Raw genomic sequence first — 22,322 nt, 5'->3', positions numbered from 1 at the left:
GACCGCCTTTTTTGACGGGGTCGAACTATTGCCTGCAATTAAAGATTAGAGCCGAACAACTATGCCTTTTACACTTGGTCAACGCTGGATCAGCGATACAGAAAGCGAACTTGGATTAGGAACCGTCGTTGCAGTCGATGCGCGCATGGTAACCCTCCTTTTCCCTGCCACCGGTGAAAACCGCCTGTACGCTCGCAATGACTCCCCTGTGACCCGCGTAATGTTTAATCCGGGTGACACCGTGACCAGCCATGACGGCTGGCAGCTCAAGATTGAAGACGTAAAAGAAGAGAATGGACTGCTCGCCTACATTGGGACTCGCCTGGACACCGACGAGTCCGATGTCATCCTGCGTGAAGTGCTGCTCGACAGCAAGCTGGTATTCAGCAAGCCGCAGGATCGCCTGTTTGCCGGGCAAATCGATCGTATGGATCGCTTCTCCCTGCGCTATCGCGCACGTAAGTTTCAGAGTGAACAGTACCGCATGCCGTGGAGCGGCCTGCGCGGCCAGCGTACCAGTCTGATCCCGCACCAGCTGAATATTGCTCATGACGTGGGCCGTCGTCACGCCCCGCGCGTGCTGCTGGCTGATGAAGTGGGACTGGGTAAAACCATTGAAGCGGGCATGATCCTGCATCAACAGCTGCTTTCCGGCGCTGCCGAGCGCGTGCTGATTGTGGTTCCTGAAACCCTGCAGCACCAGTGGCTGGTCGAAATGCTGCGCCGCTTTAACCTGCGCTTCTCCCTGTTTGACGACGAACGTTATGCTGAAGCCCAGCATGACGCCGATAACCCGTTCGAAACCGAACAGCTGGTGATCTGCTCCCTGGACTTCGTCCGCCGCAGCAAGCAGCGTCTTGAGCATCTGTGCGATGCCGAGTGGGACCTGATGGTGGTCGATGAAGCGCACCATCTGGTGTGGAGCGAAGACGCGCCGAGCCGCGAATATATGGCTATCGAGCAGCTTGCCGAGCGCGTACCGGGCGTCCTGCTGCTGACCGCAACGCCGGAGCAGCTGGGTCTGGAGAGCCACTTCGCCCGTCTGCGTCTGCTCGACCCAAATCGTTTCCACGATTTCGAGCAGTTTGTAGAAGAACAGAATAACTACCGTCCGGTCGCGGATGCCGTTGCCATGCTGCTGGCGGGCAAACGTCTTTCAAATGACGAACTCAACACCCTGAGCGATCTGATTGGTGAGCAGGATATTGAACCGCTGCTGCAGGCTGCCAACAGTGAAGGCGATAACGCGGACTCGGCGCGTAAAGAGCTTATCGACATGCTGATGGACCGCCACGGCACCAGCCGCGTCCTGTTCCGTAACACCCGTAACGGCGTGAAAGGCTTCCCGAAACGCGAACTGCACACCATCAAACTGCCGCTGCCGACGCAGTACCAGACGGCGATTAAAGTCTCCGGCATTATGGGCGCGCGCAAAACCCAGGAAGAGCGCGCTCGCGACATGCTCTACCCGGAACAAATCTACCAGGAATTTGAAGGTGATACCGGCACCTGGTGGAACTTCGATCCGCGCGTGGAGTGGCTGATGGGCTACCTGACCGCGCACCGCGCCCAGAAAGTGCTGGTGATCTGCGCCAAAGCGGCTACTGCGCTGCAGCTGGAGCAGGTCCTGCGTGAACGCGAAGGTATTCGTGCCGCCGTGTTCCACGAAGGCATGTCCATCGTTGAGCGCGACCGCGCCGCGGCGTGGTTCGGGGAAGAGGACAGCGGCGCGCAGGTTCTGCTGTGTTCTGAGATCGGTTCTGAAGGCCGTAACTTCCAGTTCGCCAGCAACCTGGTGATGTTCGATCTGCCGTTTAACCCGGATCTGCTGGAGCAGCGTATCGGTCGTCTGGATCGTATCGGCCAGGCGCATGATATTCAGATCCACGTGCCTTATCTGGAAAAAACCGCCCAGTCCGTGCTGGTTCGCTGGTTCCATGAAGGTCTGGATGCGTTTGAACATACCTGCCCGACGGGCCGCACGATTTACGATCAGGTGCATGGCGATCTGATCGGCTACCTGGCCGCGCCGGAAAACGCGGAAGGGTTCGATGAGCTGATCAAGTCCTGCCGTGAGAAGCACGACGCGCTGAAAGCACAGCTGGAGCAGGGTCGCGATCGCCTGCTGGAGATCCACTCCAACGGCGGTGAAAAAGCGCAGGCGCTTGCCGAGAGCATTGAAGAACAAGATGATGACACCAGCCTGATCAGCTTCTCCATGAATCTGTTCGACATCGTTGGCATTAACCAGGACGACCGCGGCGAGAACCTGATTGTCCTGACCCCGTCCGATCACATGCTGGTTCCGGATTTCCCGGGCCTGCCAGAGGATGGCTGCACCATCACCTTCGAGCGTGATGTGGCGCTGTCCCGTGAAGACGCTCAGTTCATCACCTGGGAACATCCGCTGATCCGCAACGGCCTGGACCTGATCCTGTCTGGCGATACCGGCAGCAGCACTATCTCCCTGTTGAAAAACAAGGCGTTGCCTGTGGGTACCCTGCTGGTGGAACTGATTTATGTTGTGGAAGCGCAGGCGCCGAAACAGCTTCAGCTCACCCGCTTCCTGCCGCCGACGCCTGTCCGCCTGCTGCTGGACAAAAACGGCACTAACCTGGCGGGACAGGTTGAATTCGAGAGCTTCAACCGACAGCTGAGCGCGGTGAACCGCCATACGGGCAGTAAACTGGTCAACGCGGTACAACAGGATGTGCATGCCATTCTGCAACTGGGCGAAACCCAGATTGAAAAAGCAGCCAGAGCGCTAATTGATGCCGCGCGCAGTGAAGCCGACGAGAAACTGTCTGCGGAGCTGTCACGTCTGGAAGCCTTAAAAGCAGTCAATCCTAACATCCGTGACGACGAGCTGGCGGCGATTGAAAGCAACCGTCAGCAGGTGCTGGAAAGCCTGAATCAGGCGAGCTGGCGTCTGGATGCCTTGCGTCTTATCGTTGTGACGCATCAGTAAACGGAGCGCAAGATGGTGATGGAGCCTTACAATCCGCCGCAGGATCCCTGGCTGGTCATTCTGTATCAGGATGAGCACATTATGGTGGTCAATAAGCCCAGCGGCTTGTTGTCCGTGCCGGGGCGTCTGGATGAGCACAAAGACAGCGTGATGACGCGTATTCAGCGTGATTATCCTCAGGCAGAGTCCGTCCATCGCCTGGACATGGCCACCAGCGGCGTGATTGTGGTGGCGCTGAATAAAGCCGCGGAACGCGAATTAAAACGTCAGTTCCGCGAGCGCGAGCCGAAAAAGCAGTATGTCGCCCGCGTCTGGGGTCATCCCGCGCAGGCGGAAGGTCTGGTGGATTTACCGCTGATTTGCGACTGGCCGAACCGGCCAAAGCAGAAGGTGTGTTATGAAACCGGCAAGGCCGCGCAGACCGAGTATGAAGTGCTGGAGTACGCGCCGGATAACACCGCGCGCGTCCTGCTTAAGCCGATTACCGGACGCTCACACCAGCTGCGCGTGCATATGCTCGCGCTGGGCCATCCGATTCTGGGCGACCGGTTTTACGCCCCGCCTGAAGCGCTGGCGTTAGCGCCACGTCTGCAGCTTCATGCACAGACGCTCACCATCACCCATCCGGCCTTCGGTAACACGATGACGTTTAAAGCCCCGGTGGACTTCTAAAAAAAAGCCCGACGCTGTCGGGCTTTTTCTTATTTGAAACCTTTCTTCTCTTTAATGAGCTCGTAGGCCTTCTGGATTTCCTGCGCCTTTTGCTTCGCCATCTCCATCATTTCCGGCGGTAAGCCTTTCGCGACCAGTTTGTCCGGATGATGCTCGCTCATGAGCTTACGATAGGCACGTTTAATCGTGGTCTGATCGTCAGAGGGCTTTACGCCAAGCACGTTGCAGGCATCTTCCAGCGTCGGACCACGCTGCGCCTGCTGCCAGGTACCGCCAGACGACTGCTGATGATAGCCACCGCCAAACTGCGCGCCGCCCTGCATCATGCGCAGGAACTGATCGAACTGCATACGGGAGATGCCCAGCTCTTCCGCAATGACGTACAGCACATCACGTTCATTGGGATGAAGCGAACCGTCGGCGAAGGCCGCCTGGATCTGAATTTCCAGAAACATCCGAATTAAATCAAAACGTCCGAAGCAGATGCTGCGGAACTGACGCATTTTTTCGCGAAGCGGATAGTTATCCGATTTACCGATGCGAAATGCATTTTGCGCTGCCAGACGGGAGTCACCGTGCAGGCTCATGCGATCCATAAAGACGCTGGCAATCTGAATATCGGCTTCTGTTACACGCCCTTTGGATTTGGTTAAATGCCCCATGACCTCAAAGGTGGTGGAGAAAAAGAGGGACTGACGCTCGCGCTGATTGGCAAACCAGGCCATTTTGCGGCTGCGCGCCTTATCAAACATATGGCCGATAATAAGCCCAAGCACAATTCCCCAGAACCCGGCACCCATGATGATGGCGAACGCAACGCCGATTATTTTACCCCAATACTGCATATACTCCCCGGATAGTCATATTCCTGGCCGACGCAACGTCATCATCACTGTGTTCAAGTCACGGTCAATTGAAGGACATCGCCTATAATTTGCTTTATCATACTCGTCATTCGATAGCGAGCCTAACACTCTGGCACGCAAACGGGCAGGATTAACGCTGGTACTGCGCAGATGAGTAAGATAGTCTCTGAGCGTTTGTAAGCCGTAGCCACTGATGACGGAACAATAAAATACAACGTATGAAAAAACGTATCCCCACCCTCCTGGCCACAATGATTGGCACCGCCCTGTACAGTCAACAGGGGCTGGCGGCCGATCTCGCCTCGCAGTGTATGCTTGGCGTCCCAAGTTATAATCGCCCACTGGTGAGTGGCGATACAAATAACTTGCCGGTAACCATTACTGCAGACAGTTCTAAAGGTACCTATCCTGACAATGCCACGTTTACGGGCAATGTGGATATTAACCAGGGCAATAGCCGCCTGCAGGCAGATGAAGTGCAGTTGCACCAGAAGCAGCCGGAAGGTGCGGCCGAGCCGGTACGAACGGTGGATGCGCTGGGTAATGTGCACTATGACGACAATCAGGTCATCCTGAAAGGTCCGAAAGCCTGGTCAAACCTGAATACTAAAGATACTAACGTCTGGAAAGGTGATTACCAGATGGTGGGTCGCCAGGGGCGCGGTGACGCAGACCTGATGAAACAGCGTGGTGAAAACCGCTATACGATCCTGGAAAATGGCACGTTCACGTCGTGTCTGCCGGGTTCAAATACCTGGAGCGTAGTGGGCAGCGAAGTGATCCATGACCGCGAGGAGCAGGTCGCGGAGATCTGGAACGCCCGCTTTAAGCTCGGTCCTGTACCTATTTTCTATAGCCCTTATCTGCAGCTTCCCGTAGGTGACAAACGTCGTTCCGGCTTCCTGATCCCGAATGCCAAATACAGCACCACGAACTATTTTGAGTTCTACCTGCCGTATTACTGGAACATCGCGCCAAACATGGATGCGACGATCACGCCGCACTATATCCATAAGCGCGGCAACATCATGTGGGAAAACGAATTCCGCTATCTGACACATGCTGGCGCAGGTCTGATGGAGTTGGATTACCTGCCGTCGGATAAAGTCTTCCAGGACGAGCATCCGACCGAAGGCAATAAACACCGCTGGATGTATTTCTGGCAGCATTCCGGGGTGATGGATCAGGTCTGGCGTTTCAACGTCAACTACACCAAGGTCAGTGACCCGAGCTACTTCAACGATTTCTCATCAAAATACGGTTCGAGTACTGATGGTTATGCCACGCAGATCTTCAGCGCTGGCTATGCGGTGCAGAACTTCGATGCGACGGTAACAAGCAAGCAGTTCCAGGTGTTCTCCAGCCAGACGGCGAGTACCTATGGTGCTGAACCTCAGTTGGACGTTAACTGGTACCAAAATGACGTAGGTCCATTCGATACCCGTATTTATGGCCAGGCCGTGCATTTTGTAAACACGAATTCCACTATGCCGGAAGCAACCCGTGTTCACCTGGAGCCCGTCATCAACTTGCCATGGTCTAACGACTGGGCGAGCCTGAACACTGAAGCCAAGCTGATGGCGACGCACTATCAGCAGAAAAACATTGATGATTACAACGCAAATCCGAACAATACCGGTCACCTGGAAGAATCTGTAAACCGTACGCTTCCGCAGTTCAAAATGGACGGTAAGCTGATCTTCGAACGCAATATGGGTCTTCTGGCGGATGGCTATACCCAGACGCTGGAGCCACGTATGCAGTATCTGTACGTGCCTTATCGCGATCAGAGCAACATCAATAACTACGACTCCTCTTTACTGCAGTCTGACTATAGCGGCCTGTTCCGCGACCGTACCTACGGTGGCCTTGACCGCATCGCATCAGCGAACCAGCTAACGACCGGGGTCACATCACGCGTTTATGATGATGCTGCCGTTGAACGTTTTAACGTTTCTGTTGGTCAAATCTACTACTTCACCGAGTCACGCACTGGCGATGACAATATTAAGTGGGAGAAAGATAACAAGACAGGTTCGCTGATTTGGGCTGGCGATACATACTGGCGTATGACCGATCGTTGGGGCCTGCGTGGCGGCGTTCAGTATGACACCCGTCTCGACAATATTGCCAACAGCACAGCGGCCATTGAATATCGCCGGGATGAAGATCGTATGGTGCAGTTTACCTATCGTTATGCCAGCCCGGAATATATTCAGGCCACATTGCCAAACTATGGCACTGGAGAACAGTATAAAGACGGTATTTCTCAGGTGGGTGGCGCAGCGAGTTGGCCAATCGCCGACCGTTGGTCAATCGTAGGGGCTTACTACTTTGACACCAACACCAGTAAAGCAGCTGACCAGATGGTAGGCCTGCAATATAACTCCTGCTGTTACGCGCTGCGCGTCGGTTACGAACGTAAGCTTAACGGCTGGGATACCAACAACAATCAGAGCAAATACGATAACGTGATTGGCTTTAACTTCGAGTTACGCGGCCTGAGTTCCAACTACGGTCTGGGTACGCAGAAAATGCTGCGCTCGAACATTCTGCCGTACCGTAGCTCCTTGTAATGTGCTTGATTTGCAACGTAATCCGCTTTGCGGTTAATTGAAATGGAAAAAGTATGAAGAACTGGAAAACGCTGCTGCTCGGTGTCGCTATGGTTGCGAATACCAGCTTCGCGGCCCCCCAGGTTGTTGATAAAGTCGCTGCTGTGGTTAACAACGGCGTCGTGCTCGAAAGTGACGTTGACGGTCTGATGAAATCGGTGAAGCTCAATTCGGGCGAAGCAGGTCAGCAGCTTCCGGATGACGCCACGCTGCGCCACCAGATCCTGGAGCGTCTGATCATGGATCAGATCGTTCTCCAGATGGGGCAGAAAATGGGTGTGAAGGTCACTGACGAGCAGCTCGATCAGGCGATCGCTAACATCGCGAAGCAGAACAATATGTCTTTAGACCAGATGCGCAGCCGTCTGGCCTATGACGGCATCAGCTACGCCACCTACCGTAACCAGATCCGTAAAGAGATGCTGATTTCGGAAGTACGTAACAACGAAGTACGCCGTCGCGTGACTATCCTGCCTCAGGAAGTGGAGGCGCTGGCAAAACAGGTGGGTAACCAGAACGATGCCAGCACTGAGCTGAATCTGAGCCACATTCTGATCCCGCTGCCAGAGAACCCAACGTCCGACCAGGCTGCGGAAGCAGAAAGCCAGGCGCGTTCTATCGTTGAACAAGCGCGCAACGGCGGCGACTTTGGCAAGCTGGCTATCACCTACTCCGCGGACCAACAGGCGCTGAAAGGCGGCCAGATGGGCTGGGGACGTATTCAGGAACTGCCATCCATCTTCGCTCAGGCACTGAGTACGGCCAAGAAAGGCGATATCGTCGGTCCAATCCGTTCAGGTGTGGGCTTCCACATTCTGAAAGTGAACGATCTGCGCGGTCAGAGCCAGAATATTTCCGTCACCGAAGTTCACGCTCGCCACATCCTTCTGAAACCGTCACCGATCATGACTGACGATCAGGCGCGGGCGAAGCTGGAACAGATTGCTGCTGACATTAAGAGCGGTAAAACCTCGTTCGCAAATGCAGCAAAAGAGTTCTCTCAGGATCCAGGCTCTGCTAACCAGGGCGGCGATCTGGGCTGGGCAGCGGCAGATATTTACGATCCGGCATTCCGCGATGCATTGATGAAGCTGAACAAAGGCCAACTCAGTGCGCCGGTACACTCTTCGTTTGGCTGGCATCTGATTGAACTGATGGACACCCGTAACGTTGATAAAACCGATGCGGCGCAGAAAGACAGAGCCTACCGTATGCTGTTTAACCGTAAGTTCTCTGAAGAAGCGGCAACGTGGATGCAGGAACAACGCGCCAGCGCTTACGTGAAAGTCCTGAGCAACTAATGAAACAACATCGTGTTGTTATCACTCCCGGCGAACCCGCCGGGATTGGACCTGATCTCGTTGTCCAGCTTGCCCAGCGCAGCTGGCCGGTAGAACTGGTCGTCTGCGCTGATGCAACACTGTTACAAAACCGGGCCACGCTGCTCGGTCTGCCTTTAACGCTCATCCCTTACGTTGAAGGTCAACAGCCTGCACCGCAGCAAGCCGGTACGCTCACGCTTCTCTCTGTTCCCCTTCGTACGCCTGTCATTCCGGGCCAGCTCAGCACGGAAAACGGTCATTACGTCGTTGATACGCTGGCGCGCGCCTGCGACGGCTGCCTGAACGGTGAGTTCGCCGCTTTGATCACCGGCCCCGTACACAAAGGTGTGATTAACGAAGCCGGTATTCCGTTTACCGGGCACACGGAGTTCTTTGAAGAACGCTCGCGCAGCCCGAAAGTGGTGATGATGCTGGCGACGGAAGAGATGCGCGTTGCTCTGGTGACAACCCATCTGCCCATTAAGGCCATTCCGGATGCCATCACCCCGGAACTGCTGCGGGAGATCATCGGGATCCTGCATCATGACCTGCAAACTAAATTCGGCATCAAGCAGCCGCACGTTCTGGTTTGCGGCCTGAATCCGCACGCTGGCGAAGGCGGGCATATGGGAACCGAAGAGATCGATACCATTATTCCGGTACTTGAAGAGATGCGCGCAAAAGGGATGCACTTAAGCGGGCCGCTGCCTGCAGATACCCTTTTCCAGCCGAAATACCTGGATAATGCCGACGCCGTGCTCGCGATGTACCACGATCAGGGCCTGCCCGTGCTAAAATACCAGGGCTTTGGCCGCGGGGTGAATATCACCCTCGGTTTACCTTTTATTCGAACGTCCGTTGACCACGGTACTGCGCTGGATCTGGCAGGCCAGGGGAAAGCGGATGTCGGCAGTTTTATTACGGCGCTTAATCTCGCCATCAAAATGATTGTTAATACTCAATGACTAATCGAGTCCATCAGGGCCACTTAGCCCGTAAACGCTTCGGGCAAAACTTCCTCAACGATCAGTTCGTGATCGAAAGCATCGTGTCTGCCATTAATCCGCAGAAAGGGCAGGCTATGGTCGAAATCGGCCCGGGTCTTGCTGCACTGACCGAGCCGGTCGGCGAGCGTCTTGACGAACTGACCGTAATCGAACTTGACCGCGATCTGGCCGCACGCCTGCAAACGCACCCGTTCCTCGGGCCGAAGCTGACTATCTATCAGCAGGATGCGATGACCATGAACTTTGGCGAGCTGTCAGAGAAAATGGGCCAGCCGCTGCGCGTGTTCGGTAACCTGCCGTACAATATCTCCACGCCGCTGATGTTCCATCTGTTTAGCTATACTGATGCCATTGCCGACATGCACTTCATGTTGCAAAAAGAGGTTGTTAACCGTCTGGTTGCAGGCCCTAATAGTAAAGCGTATGGTCGTTTAAGCGTGATGGCACAATATTACTGCAACGTGATTCCGGTACTCGAAGTTCCGCCATCCGCCTTTACGCCGCCACCGAAAGTGGATTCTGCGGTTGTACGCCTGGTACCGCACAAAACGAAACCGTACCCGGTGAAAGATCTGCGTGTACTGAGCCGCGTCACCACGGAAGCCTTTAACCAGCGCCGAAAAACGATCCGTAACAGCCTGAGCAATTCGTTCACCGTTGAGGTGTTAGCTGAGCTTGGAATCGACCCGGCAATGCGTGCGGAGAACATTTCCGTAGAGCAGTACTGCAAGCTGGCTAATTACATCAGCGAAAATGCGCCGCCGAAGGAGAGTTAAGCCATGATTGATTCGCCCCGCGTATGTGTCCATGTACAAAGCGTCTATGTTGAATCGCAATCCTCACCGGATGAAGAACGTTTTGTCTTTGCTTACACCGTGACCATTCGCAACCTGGGGCGGATGCCTGTGCAGCTGCTTGGGCGTTACTGGCTTATTACTAACGGCAATGGCCGTGAAATCGAAGTACAGGGTGAAGGTGTGGTCGGTGAGCAGCCCCACATCGATCCTGGAGAAGAGTTCCAATATACCAGCGGCGCGGTTATTGAAACGCCAATGGGTACCATGCAAGGCCATTATGAAATGGTCGACGTCGATGGCAATAGTTTCCGCGTTGCCATTCCTGTGTTCCGTCTCGCCGTTACAACACTCATTCATTAATCTAATGTCTACATATCTGATTGGCGACGTTCACGGTTGCTACGATGAACTGATCGCATTATTAAAGCAGGTCGACTTTACGCCAGGACAGGACACGCTCTGGCTGACGGGCGATTTAGTCGCGCGTGGCCCCGGCTCTCTTGAAGTATTACGTTTCGTCAAATCGCTGGGCGACAGCGTACGCATGGTCCTGGGCAATCACGATCTGCATCTGCTGGCGGTTTTCGCCGGGATCAGCCGTAACAAACCTAAAGATCGCCTCACCCCACTGCTGGATGCGCCGGACGCCGACGAGCTGATCAACTGGCTGCGCCGTCAGCCACTTCTGCAGATCGACGAAGAGAAAAAGCTGGTCATGGCGCATGCCGGGATTACCCCGCAGTGGGATCTTGAGACGGCGAAAACCTGCGCGCGTGACGTAGAGGCGGTGTTAGCGAGCGACTCGTATCCTTTCTTCCTTGATGCCATGTATGGCGATATGCCAAACCACTGGAGCGAGGAGCTCAGCGGTCTGGCTCGTCTGCGTTTTATCACCAACGCCTTCACCCGCATGCGTTTCTGCTTTCCGAACGGACAGCTGGACATGTATTCCAAAGAGACACCGGAAAGCGCGCCCGCCCCGCTCAAACCGTGGTTTGCTATTCCGGGGCCGGTGACAAGCGAGTACAGCGTGGTATTTGGTCACTGGGCTGCACTGGAAGGAAAAGGGACACCGGAAGGGATCTACGGTCTTGATACCGGATGCTGCTGGGGCGGGGAGTTAACCTGCTTACGCTGGGAAGATAAAGCTTACTTTATTCAGCCGTCCAACCGACAGCTGGACTTAGGAGAAGGCGAGGCCGTTGCCTCCTGATACATTATTCCCTCTCCCGGCCGGGAGAGGGAAAATCACTTAACGACGTTCCAGAATCTCGAAGCAGTAGCTGTGGGAGTTCTGTGCATCCGCGTCGTGGAATTCGCTGAATACCGACTCCCACTCATCCGGATCGTAGTCCGGGAAATGGGTATCCCCTTCCACTTCAGCATCAATGTGGGTCAGATACAGCTTCTGCGCTTTTGGCAGGAACTGCTCATACACACGTCCGCCACCAATCACCATAATCTCTTCGGCATTGCCGCACGCTGCAATCGCCTCATCTACGGATTTTACCCATTCGACGCGATCGTCAGTGCCTGGCTGGCTACTGATAACGATATTCTTACGACCCGGCAATGGACGACCAATCGACTCCCAGGTCAGGCGGCCCATCACTACCGGCTTGTTTAACGTAGTACGTTTAAACCATGCGAGATCGGCAGGCAGGTTCCACGGCATGGCATTTTCCATACCGATAACGCGGTCCACCGCCAGCGCTGCAATCAGACTGATCATTGAAAATTTCCCGGATGCAAAAAATTGCCGCCACTATACGGAAAGCTTAATCTTTCGTCGACTGGCGGCAGGGTAAAGATAAAGAAATTTTTTAATATTGCTGGCAACTCCACTTCACGCGGAAGGTTTACTCTCGGGCTCGTCAGACGGATCCCCGGTATGCTTGCCCTCTTCCGTGCCTTGCCAGCCATGACGCTGGATCAGTGACAGGTGATTACGATCCTCGTTAATGATTTCCGTCAGCATCGCGCTGGTGCGTTTAAACACTGCTGCACGCTCCGTAGCCGTGCTGCCGGCCATCGCCGCCATCTCTTCCACCATCTCGGTATTAAAGCGGCGGAACAGGTCCGCACGCTCGCGCGCTTCATACGCGCCGAGCCCCAGATTTTCCAGCGCCGTACGGCCAGATTTCAGCGCACCTTCGAACGTTTCACGCTCCGGTGCTTCTACACCCGCCTGTCGCAGCCGGATATAGTGATCGACATCGCGCGCGCGGGAGATAATAGTCAGCGCCGGGAAATGCTCTTTAACCAGTTCCACCATCTGTATGCTGGTCTCTGGATCGTCAATGGCGTTAATCAACACTTCGGCTTTTGCCGCCCCCGCGGATTCCAGCAGATCGACGCGGGTCGCATCTCCGTAAAAGACTTTCATATCAAATTTACGCAGGGTATCGACATGGTCGGGGTCGTGATCGAGGATGACCATTTTCACCCCGCTCGACAACAGTAAACGCCCCACGATCTGCCCATAGCGGCCAAATCCGGCGATGATGACGCGCGGCTGCTCCTCGTCGATTTCATCGGCTTCGCGCTCCTGTTCGCTGCCCGATTTTTCAAGGCGTGTCAGCAGCACCAGCAGAACAGGCGTCGCTGCCATCGACAGTGCCACCGCCAGCGTCAGCGCTTTCGCCCACTCCGGATCGAGTACATTTGCCATCTGCGCTGCGCCAAAGACCACGAACGCAAATTCGCTCCCCTGCCCCAGCAGCACGGCAAACCAGCGACGCTGACGGGTCGGCACATTCAGTGGACGTGCAATCAGCCACAGCATCACCATTTTAATGACCAGGAAGCCGACAAGCAGGATGACAATCCGCAGCGGATGCGTCACCAGCGTGCCAAAGTCAACGGACATCCCGACACCGATGAAAAACAGCCCCAGCAGCAACCCTTTGAACGGCTCGATATCGCTTTCCAGCGCGTGACGGTATTCAGAGCTCGCCAGCAGAACGCCTGCGAGGAACGCCCCCATCGCCATTGAAAGCCCGGCCTCTTCCAGCAGCAAACCAAAGCCAAACACCAGGAATAGCGCCACGGCGCTGAACACTTCGCGCAGGCCTGAGCGAGCAACAAACCGCAGTAACGGACGGGTAACGTAGCGTCCAAGCAGAACCACCAGCGCCAGCGCGCCCGCCACCTTCAGCGCGGACAGCGCAAAAGCACCCAGCGTCGTCGAGGAACCACTTGCCGCCAGCAGCGGGATCATCGCTACCAGCGGGATAGCGGCAATGTCCTGAAACAGCAGAACGGAGAACGCACTGCGTCCCATCTGTGAGACCGTCAGATTTCGCTCGTTCATCGCCTGCATGGCAATAGCCGTCGAGGAGAGCGCCAGCGTCATTCCGATAAGCTCAGCGACTTTCCAGTCCATTCCCAACAGGATACAGAACCCACCCAGCAGCAGGCCGCAGGCAACCATTTGCAACGCACCACCGCCAAATACCGAGGCACGAAGCTTCCACAAGCGTTGCGGATCAAGTTCCAGACCAATCACAAAGAGCATCAGCACAACGCCAATTTCGGCGAAATGAAGAATCGCCTCGGCATCCGTGACCAGGCGAAGGCCCCACGGCCCGATGACGCAGCCAGCAATCAGATAACCGAGAACAGAGCCCAGTCCCAGGCGTACCGCCACGGGTACAATCAGCGCCGCCGCGCCGAGGTAAATCAGCGCCTGTATTAGCGTATGGCTATCCATGGTGCGTCTCCTGCCACTCGAGTAAGCGTTGTTTATAATGGCGAGCCTGCGCCTGCAGCGTTTCATCGTCGCAGACAAACGTACAGTGCATAGCAAAAGGCGGGAGCCAGTTCAGACCACAATAGAGTGCGGTTGCCTGCAGCGGCTGCGCCAGGACGTCAAACCCCGGGAAGGAACCAATATCAAAGTGGCTTTCCCCTCCGCCGGTGGTGACCGCCCACATCAGGCTTTTACCCTTTAGCGCATTGCCATTGTGGCCATACGCCCAGCCGTGGGAGAAGACTTTATCAATCCACAGTTTCAGCAGCGGAGGCGTGCTGTACCACTGCATGGGATGCTGCCAGATAATCAGATCGGCGCGGGAAAGTGCCTCCTGTTCGGCGGCGATATCAATATTAAAATCGGGATAGAGTTGATAGAGGGAACGTATCTCTACGTTATCAAGCGTCCTTACCTGCTCAAGCATCCGCTTATTCGCATGCGAGTGCTGCGGATAAGGATGGGCATAAATTATCAGAATCATTGATTAGCCTGTTATTACTGCTTTCTTTTAACAAAAGAGTGTAGTCAGTAATTCAACAGGCTAATAGTGAATATTATTGACGGGCTTACGTCAGAATTCTGAATTAGTTATCCAGCTCGCCCATGGATTTCACCTGGTCGCGGTTAATCTGCTCGGTTTGACCGGTCTCGGCATTTTTGTAGGACACCAGTCCGGTATCGTCATCCACCTGCGGTTTGCCGTCAGTGACGATGGTGCGGCCGTCTGTGGTTTTAACTGCCTGATTAGACGAACAGCCCGCAACGGTAAACATTGCAGTGGCAGCCAGAACGGAAGCAATCAGTAATTTATTTTGCATGGTGTTTTCCCCTGCTCTCAGTTGAATTTCGTTATCGACCTAACCATTTTAGGCTAACTGACTGAATGCGGATGGAAAACCAGAAGGTTCTGAAGATGGGGATAATGCCCGGCAATCGTTGATTGCCGGGCATTCAGGCTTACTTGTTAATCTGTGCGTGCATTTCCTGCACCGAAATCACCTTCTCGGTCGCGTCCGCATTCAGCGCCATGGCTGTAGCGAAACCGCCGTTCAGGGTGGTGTCGTAGTGCACTTTGTACTGCAGCGCGCTGCGGCGAATCAGCTTGGAGTCTTCAATCGCCTGGCGGCCCGCAGTGGTGTTGATGATGTAGGTGTATTCGCCATTCTTGATACGATCCTGAATGTGTGGACGACCTTCATGCACCTTGTTCACCAGACGCGGGTTGATACCGGCTTCACCCAGCACAATTGCCGTACCGTGGGTCGCATCCAGCTCGAAGCCCTGTTTCAGCAGCTTGGCCGCCAGGTCAACCACGCGTTCTTTGTCGCCTTCACGAACGGAGAGCAGCGCACGGCCTGATTTTTTCATGGTGGAGCTACTGCCCAGCTGCGCCTTCGCGAACGCTTCAGCAAAGGTGCGGCCCACGCCCATCACTTCCCCGGTAGAGCGCATTTCTGGCCCCAGCAGCGGATCAACGCCCGGGAATTTGTTGAACGGCAGCACCACTTCTTTTACCGAGTAGTACGGTGGGATAATCTCTTTGGTTACGCCCTGCTGTGCCAGCGTCTGGCCTGCCATCACGCGCGCCGCCACTTTCGCCAGCGGAACACCGGTGGCTTTAGAGACGAACGGGACGGTACGCGCCGCACGCGGGTTCACTTCAATCAGGTAGACTTCGTTGTCTTTCACCGCAAACTGCACGTTCATCAGACCGCGAACCTGCAGCTCGAAGGCCAGCTTCTGCACCTGCTGGCGCATCACATCCTGTATTTCCTGGCTCAGGGTGTACGCTGGCAGAGAACAGGCGGAGTCACCGGAGTGCACGCCCGCCTGCTCGATATGCTCCATGATGCCGCCAATCAGCACCATTTCGCCGTCGCAGATGGCGTCAACGTCCACTTCTACTGCATCGTCAAGGAAGCGGTCGAGCAGCACTGGCGCATCGTTGGAGACGCTGACAGCAGTCTGGAAGTAGCGACGCAGGTCGGCTTCGTCATAAACGATTTCCATCGCGCGGCCGCCCAGTACGTACGATGGACGCACCACCAGCGGGTAGCCGATATCCTTCGCTTTCTCTACAGCCATCTCAATGGCGGTGACGGTGGCGTTTGCCGGTTGTTTCAGCTTCAGACGGTCAACCGCCTGCTGGAAACGCTCGCGGTCTTCTGCACGGTCAATCGCATCCGGGCTGGTACCGATAACCGGCACACCTGCCGCTTCCAGCGCGCGCGCCAGCTTCAGCGGGGTCTGGCCGCCGTACTGCACGATAACGCCTTTTGGCTTCTCGATGCGCACGATTTCCAGCACATCTTCCAGCGTTACCGGCTCGAAGTAGAGACGGTCGGAGGTATCGTAGTCAGTAGACACGGTTTCCGGGTTACAGTTGACCATGATGGTCTCGTAACCGTCTTCGCGCAGCGCCAGTGAAGCGTGTACGCAGCAGTAGTCAAACTCGATGCCCTGGCCGATACGGTTTGGACCGCCGCCCAGCACCATAATCTTGTCGCGGTCGACGGACGGGTTCGCTTCGCACTCGTCTTCATAGGTGGAGTACATGTACGCGGTATCGGTAGAGAACTCTGCCGCACAGGTGTCCACGCGCTTGTAGACCGGGTGCAGGTCATACTGGTCGCGCAGCTTGCGGATTTCCGCTTCACGCACGCCCGCCAGTTTTGCCAGACGCGCATCGGCGAAGCCTTTACGCTTCAGCACGCGCAGGAAGTCAGCATCCAGGCCGGTAATGCCCAGTTCCGCCACCTGTTCTTCCAGACGTACCAGCTCTTCAATCTGCACCAGGAACCAGCGGTCAATGTTGGTCAGGTTGAACACGCCGTCCACGGACAAGCCAGCACGGAAGGCATCAGCGATGTACCAGATACGCTCGGCGCCCGCGTCTTTCAGCTCACGGCGGATTTTGGTCAGTGCTTCCGGGTCGTCCAGGCTTACTTTCGGGTCGAAACCGGTCGCGCCGACTTCCAGACCGCGCAGCGCTTTCTGCAGGGATTCCTGCTGCGTGCGGCCAATCGCCATCACTTCACCGACAGATTTCATCTGGGTGGTCAGACGGTCGTTCGCGCCTGCGAATTTCTCGAAGTTGAAGCGTGGAATTTTCGTCACAACGTAGTCGATGGACGGTTCGAAGGACGCAGGGGTGCGGCCACCGGTGATGTCGTTCATCAGCTCGTCAAGGGTGTAACCCACCGCCAGTTTCGCCGCCACTTTGGCAATCGGGAAGCCGGTCGCTTTGGAGGCCAGCGCAGAAGAACGGGACACGCGCGGGTTCATTTCGATAACAATCAGACGACCGGTTTTCGGGTTCACGGAGAACTGCACGTTAGAGCCGCCGGTTTCCACGCCGATTTCACGCAGTACCGCCATCGAGGCGTTACGCATGATTTGATACTCTTTGTCGGTCAGCGTTTGCGCTGGCGCAACGGTGATGGAGTCGCCGGTGTGGATCCCCATCGCATCGAAGTTTTCGATGGAGCAGACGATGATGCAGTTGTCGTTTTTATCACGCACCACTTCCATCTCGTACTCTTTCCAGCCAATCAGCGATTCATCAATCAGCAGCTCTTTGGTTGGGGAGAGATCCAGACCGCGTTCGCAAATCTCTTCGAACTCTTCGCGGTTGTAGGCGATACCGCCGCCGGTACCACCCATGGTAAAGGATGGACGGATAATGCACGGATAGCCCACGTCAGCCGCGACGGCCAGCGCTTCTTCCATGTTGTGTGCGATACCGGAACGCGCGGTGTCGAGGCCGATTTTCTTCATTGCCACGTCGAAGCGGCGACGGTCTTCTGCTTTATCAATCGCGTCGGCTGTCGCGCCAATCATGGTCACGCCGAACTCGGCCAGCACGCCCTGACGTTCTAGCTCCAGCGCGCAGTTCAGCGCAGTCTGGCCGCCCATGGTTGGCAGCACCGCGTCCGGGCGCTCTTTTTCGATGATTTTGCGCACAACTTCCCAGTGAATCGGCTCGATGTAGGTTGCATCAGCCATTTCCGGGTCGGTCATGATGGTTGCCGGGTTAGAGTTGACCAGGATAACGCGGTAACCCTCTTCGCGCAGGGCTTTACACGCCTGCGCACCGGAGTAATCGAATTCGCAGGCCTGGCCGATGACGATCGGGCCAGCGCCAAGGATCAGGATGCTTTTTATGTCTGTACGTTTTGGCATTGTCTTCTCGGCTCCTGATTATTTAGCGGTCTTACGGTATTGCTCGATAAGTTCGATGAAGTGATCGAACAGCGGCGCGGCATCGTGTGGGCCCGGGCTGGCTTCCGGGTGTCCCTGGAAGCTGAATGCTGGCTTATCGGTGCGATGAATCCCCTGCAGGGTGCCATCGAACAGCGACTTATGGGTCACGCGCAGGTTCGCCGGCATGGACGCTTCGTCCACCGCGAAACCGTGGTTCTGTGCGGTAATCATCACCGTGTTGTTATCAATGTCTTTCACCGGATGGTTACCACCGTGGTGACCGAATTTCATCTTAACGGTGTTCGCACCGCTCGCCAGAGCCAGCAGCTGATGGCCGAGGCAGATGCCGAATACCGGAATGTCGGTTTCCAGGAAGGACTTGATGGCATCGATGGCGTAGTCACATGGAGCCGGGTCGCCTGGGCCGTTAGAGAGGAAGATGCCGTCCGGGTTCATCTTCAGCACGTCTTCAGCAGAGGTCTGCGCTGGCACCACCGTCAGGCGGCAGCCGCGGTCAACCAGCATGCGCAGGATGTTGCGCTTGGCACCGAAATCATAAGCCACCACGTGGAACGGCAGCTCGCTCTCTTTTTTCGCTTCCGGCAGGTCGCCTTCCAGCGTCCAGCTCCCCTGCGTCCAGCTATAAGCTTCAGCGGTGGTCACTTCTTTCGCCAGGTCCATGCCGTTAAGGCCCGGGAAGGCTTTCGCTTTTTCCAGCGCCAGGGTCGCATCGAGGTTATCACCCGCGATGATGCAGCCGTTTTGTGCACCCTTCTCGCGCAGCAGACGCGTTAACTTACGGGTATCGATATCTGCAATCGCCACGATGTTATGGCGCTTCAGGTAGGAAGACAGGTCTTCGGTGTTACGGAAGTTGCTGGCAATCAGAGGCAGGTCGCGAATGACCAGACCTTGCGCATGTACCTGAGAAGATTCTTCGTCAGCAGCGTTGGTGCCGACATTGCCGATATGAGGATAAGTAAGAGTAACGATTTGGCGAGAATAGGAAGGATCAGTGAGGATTTCTTGATAACCGGTCATTGAAGTATTGAAAACGACTTCCCCAACCGCCGAACCTGTTGCCCCTATGGCCCGACCGATAAACTGGGTTCCGTCTTCCAGAACCAATAGCGCTGACTTAATCAAAACACCCTCCAGAGAATATTCACTCACTTTATTTGCATATTAATTCACAACAACGTTATGAGCAACGCAAATTTGCTGCCGGCGGATTTTCGGCAAACGGCGGCATTCTGGGGATTTGGTAGGTGAAAGTCAACTGAAAACGGATATTTTGTTTAGTCTTTTGCAGGCCTGGCGAGAGGAATGCAGCTTAAGCGACAAAAAGATCAGGTAAATCACTGCGGAAAACGCTTGCGTGCCTGGTTTTATGAAAATCGTGGCAGTGAAACATAATAAAGTGGACCAAATGGTCAAAATTTACATTTCAGCAACGAAAAAACAGGAGCATACCAATGCTTTTAAAGATCACAGCCATAAAAACTAATGAGATATATAAAATAAAAGGGCAATAAAATATTGCCCTATGCAATCAATCAATTACGACTGCAATAACCACATCACGATGGGTAATAATGCTTACAAATTGTTGAGATCAAGCACGTCTCGCATATCAAAAAGACCATCTTTCTTGTTTTTCAGCCACAAAGCGGAACGTACGGCGCCGTTGGCGAAGGTCATTCGGCTGGAGGCTTTATGCGTAATTTCGACACGTTCACCAATATCGGCGAACATCGCCGCATGTTCGCCGACAATGTCACCCGCTCGCACGGTTGCGAAACCAATGGTGCCTGGCACACGTTCGCCGGTGTGACCTTCGCGGGTATAGACCGCGCAGTCTTTTAAATCTTTATCAAGTGCATGAGCAATCGCTTCGCCCATCGCCAGCGCCGTACCAGATGGCGCATCAACTTTATAGCGATGGTGGGCTTCTACGATCTCAATGTCGGTATAGTTGCCCATCACCTTCGCTGCCTTCTCCAGCAGCTTCAGCATGACGTTAACGCCCACGCTAAAGTTTGCAGCGAAGACAATCGCAATCTCTTTTGATGCATCCTGGATAGCCTGCTTACCCGCATCGTCAAAACCGGTGGTGCCGATCACCATCCCCTTGCCGTGCTGACGGCAAAACGCCAGATGCGTGAGCGTTCCTTCCGGACGAGTAAAATCGATGAACACATCGAAGTCGTCTTTTACCGCATCCAGACTGCTTTGTACGGTGACGCCAGTCTTTCCCGCGCCCGCCAGCTCACCTGCATCAGTCCCCAGAAGTGAAGAACCTTCACGCTCCAGGGCCGCGCCAAGTGCTACGCCATCCATCTGAAGTGCCGCCTGAATAAGCTGACGGCCCATACGTCCACCCGCGCCCGCAATAGCGACACGGATCTGTGCATCATGCATAGTTATTCTCTTACGTTAATATGATGTAAACCGTTTTCAGATTAACCAGCCTTTAGAAGCACTGCCAACTGAAAACACCGATAATTAGAATTTAACGTGAAACCGACTTAAATATCAGTAAAAGACATGATTTTGTCGTCACGATAAAGTAACGGATAAAAAAAAGGCCAGCACAGGAGGTGCTGGCCTTTCATCAGAAAAGGGACTATTCGACTTCGCGGGCATCAATTCGCAGTTCTTTCGGGACTTCGAAAACAATATTCTCTTCACGTCCTTCCAGCGGCACCGCGTCGCCACCGCCCAGCTCCTGCAGACGGGTAATGACGTTCTGTACCAGAATATCCGGCGCGGAAGCTCCTGCCGTCACGCCCACGCAGGCTGCGTTTTTAACCCACGCTTCCTGAATATCCGACGCGTCATCAATCAGGAAAGCCGTTTTACCCATGCGTTGTGCCAGTTCGGCCAGACGGTTGGAGTTAGACGAGTTTTTTGAACCCACCACCAGCACCACATCCGCCTGTTCAGCCAGGGCACGCACCGCTTCCTGACGGTTAGTGGTCGCGTAGCAGATGTCATCCTTACGCGGACCGACGATTTTCGGGAAGCGCTGACGCAGGGCGTCAATCACGTCCGAGGTATCGTCTACGGAGAGCGTTGTCTGGGTCATAAACGACAGGCGGGATTCATTCTTCACGTTCAGCGTCAGAACGTCTTCTGGCGACTCAACCAGGTACATGCCCCCTTCCGGGTTGCTGTACTGGCCCATGGTGCCTTCGACTTCCGGATGCCCGGCATGGCCAATCAGAATCGACTCTTCACCGCGCCGGCTGGCGCGCGCCACTTCCATATGCACTTTCGTCACTAATGGACAGGTGGCATCGAATACCGTCAAATCGCGGCTTTTCGCTTCGTTCCGTACCGCCTGCGAGACGCCGTGCGCGGAGAAGATCAGGATCGCACCGTCCGGCACTTCGCTGATTTGCTCAATAAAGATGGCGCCGCGCTCGCGCAGACTGTCGACCACGTAACGGTTATGCACCACTTCGTGACGCACATAAATCGGCGCGCCGTAAATTTCCAGCGCGTTTTCAACAATGCTGATAGCGCGGTCTACACCGGCGCAGAAGCCGCGCGGGTTAGCCAACAGGATCTGCATTTCAGGCCTCCAGTGCTGGGTCAATCTCCAGCACTTCAACATCAAAATGAACGGTACGCCCGGCAAGCGGATGGTTGAAGTCAACGGTAATAGAGTCGCCGTTGATTTCGCGGATCACGCCAGGCATTTCGCTGCCGTCCATAGCGGTAAAGAGCATAATCGCCCCAATTTCCGGTTCCCCCGCATCCATAAACTCGCGGCGCGAGAAATACTGGATCAGGTCCGGGCTTGGCACGCCAAACGCGGCATCCGGCTCCAGCGAAAAGGCTTTTTTCTCACCCTCTTTCAGACCCAGAAGCTGCTGCTCAAGACCTTCAGACAGGGAAGTATCGCCAAGACGAAACAGGGCCGGTTTGCCGTTGTTGCGGGTGGATTCGGCCGTGGAGCCGTCATCCAGCTTCAGCGTGAAGTGAACGAGAACCGCGCTGTTGCTCTGTACGGATTTAGACATACACATTGCTCTTTAATGTTGTCTCGCCTGTGTGCCGGGTGGCGCTTCGCTTACCCGGCCTACAAGTGTCGGCATATTCGGTAGGCCGGG

General features: G+C 55.1%; 18 protein-coding genes. 8 read left to right on the top strand and 10 right to left on the bottom strand.

Annotated elements, in window-relative coordinates; translation table 11 throughout:
* The first annotated feature begins 61 nt into the window (after positions 1 to 61).
* Together rapA and rluA are read left to right on the top strand one after the other, a co-directional pair.
* Entirely contained in the window at positions 62 to 2,968 is a 2,907-nt protein-coding gene (gene rapA / locus E3U32_RS16455) for an RNA polymerase-associated protein RapA (RefSeq protein ID WP_134349629.1), read from the top strand.
* Between the two features lie 12 nt (positions 2,969 to 2,980).
* Positions 2,981 to 3,640, top strand: a complete 660-nt coding sequence (gene rluA / locus E3U32_RS16450; RefSeq protein ID WP_134349628.1) for a bifunctional tRNA pseudouridine(32) synthase/23S rRNA pseudouridine(746) synthase RluA — start codon at positions 2,981 to 2,983, stop codon at positions 3,638 to 3,640.
* 29 nt (positions 3,641 to 3,669) lie between these two features.
* Here the strand turns inward: rluA and djlA are convergent, their stop codons facing one another.
* The gene (djlA, locus tag E3U32_RS16445) at positions 3,670 to 4,485 is read right to left on the bottom strand and encodes a co-chaperone DjlA (RefSeq protein ID WP_134349627.1); all 816 of its coding nucleotides are present in this window, start codon (positions 4,483 to 4,485) and stop codon (positions 3,670 to 3,672) included.
* A gap of 239 nt (positions 4,486 to 4,724) precedes the next feature.
* Here djlA and lptD point away from each other — a divergent pair, with 239 nt between their 5' ends.
* The 6 genes from lptD to apaH are packed head-to-tail and all read left to right on the top strand — an operon-like array spanning position 4,725 to position 11,460.
* Complete coding sequence (gene lptD / locus E3U32_RS16440; protein WP_134349626.1) at positions 4,725 to 7,082, top strand: LPS assembly protein LptD; 2,358 nt, start codon at positions 4,725 to 4,727, stop codon at positions 7,080 to 7,082.
* Between the two features lie 53 nt (positions 7,083 to 7,135).
* Positions 7,136 to 8,422: a peptidylprolyl isomerase SurA gene (gene surA / locus E3U32_RS16435; protein ID WP_134349625.1), complete on the top strand. Its 1,287-nt coding sequence runs from the start codon at positions 7,136 to 7,138 to the stop codon at positions 8,420 to 8,422.
* Positions 8,422 to 9,408: a 4-hydroxythreonine-4-phosphate dehydrogenase PdxA gene (pdxA, locus tag E3U32_RS16430; RefSeq protein WP_134349624.1), complete on the top strand. Its 987-nt coding sequence runs from the start codon at positions 8,422 to 8,424 to the stop codon at positions 9,406 to 9,408. The genes surA and pdxA overlap by 1 nt, the downstream gene beginning before the upstream one ends.
* Positions 9,405 to 10,226 carry a 16S rRNA (adenine(1518)-N(6)/adenine(1519)-N(6))-dimethyltransferase RsmA gene (gene rsmA / locus E3U32_RS16425; protein WP_010427042.1) on the top strand — a complete coding sequence of 274 codons (822 nt, stop codon included), beginning with the start codon at positions 9,405 to 9,407 and terminating at the stop codon, positions 10,224 to 10,226. The genes pdxA and rsmA overlap by 4 nt, the downstream gene beginning before the upstream one ends.
* 3 nt (positions 10,227 to 10,229) lie before the next feature.
* On the top strand, positions 10,230 to 10,607 hold the full coding sequence (gene apaG / locus E3U32_RS16420) for a Co2+/Mg2+ efflux protein ApaG (protein ID WP_134349623.1): 378 nt from the start codon (positions 10,230 to 10,232) through the stop codon (positions 10,605 to 10,607).
* A 4-nt stretch (positions 10,608 to 10,611) separates the two neighbouring features.
* Positions 10,612 to 11,460, top strand: coding sequence for a bis(5'-nucleosyl)-tetraphosphatase (symmetrical) ApaH (apaH, locus tag E3U32_RS16415; protein ID WP_134349622.1), 849 nt, complete (start codon positions 10,612 to 10,614; stop codon positions 11,458 to 11,460).
* A gap of 39 nt (positions 11,461 to 11,499) precedes the next feature.
* Here the strand turns inward: apaH and folA are convergent, their stop codons facing one another.
* The 9 genes from folA to fkpB all read right to left on the bottom strand — a co-directional run bounded on the left by folA (position 11,500) and on the right by fkpB (position 22,232).
* Positions 11,500 to 11,979 carry a type 3 dihydrofolate reductase gene (gene folA, locus E3U32_RS16410; protein ID WP_008502023.1) on the bottom strand — a complete coding sequence of 160 codons (480 nt, stop codon included), beginning with the start codon at positions 11,977 to 11,979 and terminating at the stop codon, positions 11,500 to 11,502.
* Positions 11,980 to 12,093: 114 nt separating this feature from the next.
* Positions 12,094 to 13,959 (bottom strand): glutathione-regulated potassium-efflux system protein KefC, encoded by a 1,866-nt coding sequence (gene kefC, locus E3U32_RS16405; RefSeq protein WP_134349621.1) that lies wholly within the window; start codon positions 13,957 to 13,959, stop codon positions 12,094 to 12,096.
* Positions 13,952 to 14,482: a glutathione-regulated potassium-efflux system oxidoreductase KefF gene (kefF, locus tag E3U32_RS16400; protein ID WP_023310358.1), complete on the bottom strand. Its 531-nt coding sequence runs from the start codon at positions 14,480 to 14,482 to the stop codon at positions 13,952 to 13,954. The genes kefC and kefF overlap by 8 nt, the downstream gene beginning before the upstream one ends.
* Positions 14,483 to 14,585: 103 nt before the next feature.
* A complete protein-coding gene (locus E3U32_RS16395) occupies positions 14,586 to 14,819 on the bottom strand; it encodes a YgdI/YgdR family lipoprotein (RefSeq protein WP_010427047.1) in 234 nt (77 codons plus the stop codon).
* Between the two features lie 139 nt (positions 14,820 to 14,958).
* Positions 14,959 to 18,183: a carbamoyl-phosphate synthase large subunit gene (gene carB / locus E3U32_RS16390; RefSeq protein WP_134349620.1), complete on the bottom strand. Its 3,225-nt coding sequence runs from the start codon at positions 18,181 to 18,183 to the stop codon at positions 14,959 to 14,961.
* A gap of 18 nt (positions 18,184 to 18,201) precedes the next feature.
* Entirely contained in the window at positions 18,202 to 19,350 is a 1,149-nt protein-coding gene (gene carA, locus E3U32_RS16385) for a glutamine-hydrolyzing carbamoyl-phosphate synthase small subunit (RefSeq protein ID WP_109845591.1), read from the bottom strand.
* A 453-nt stretch (positions 19,351 to 19,803) separates the two neighbouring features.
* Positions 19,804 to 20,625, bottom strand: a complete 822-nt coding sequence (dapB, locus tag E3U32_RS16380) for a 4-hydroxy-tetrahydrodipicolinate reductase (RefSeq protein WP_134349619.1) — start codon at positions 20,623 to 20,625, stop codon at positions 19,804 to 19,806.
* Between the two features lie 205 nt (positions 20,626 to 20,830).
* On the bottom strand, positions 20,831 to 21,781 hold the full coding sequence (gene ispH, locus E3U32_RS16375; protein ID WP_134349618.1) for a 4-hydroxy-3-methylbut-2-enyl diphosphate reductase: 951 nt from the start codon (positions 21,779 to 21,781) through the stop codon (positions 20,831 to 20,833).
* 1 nt (position 21,782) lies between these two features.
* The gene (fkpB, locus tag E3U32_RS16370) at positions 21,783 to 22,232 is read right to left on the bottom strand and encodes an FKBP-type peptidyl-prolyl cis-trans isomerase (protein ID WP_003856450.1); all 450 of its coding nucleotides are present in this window, start codon (positions 22,230 to 22,232) and stop codon (positions 21,783 to 21,785) included.
* Positions 22,233 to 22,322 lie beyond the last annotated feature (90 nt).

The sequence above is a fragment of the Lelliottia nimipressuralis genome (assembly GCF_004402045.1).
Classification (GTDB): Bacteria; Pseudomonadota; Gammaproteobacteria; order Enterobacterales; family Enterobacteriaceae; genus Enterobacter; species Enterobacter chinensis.
This window is presented reverse-complemented; position numbering and strand designations above follow the sequence as displayed.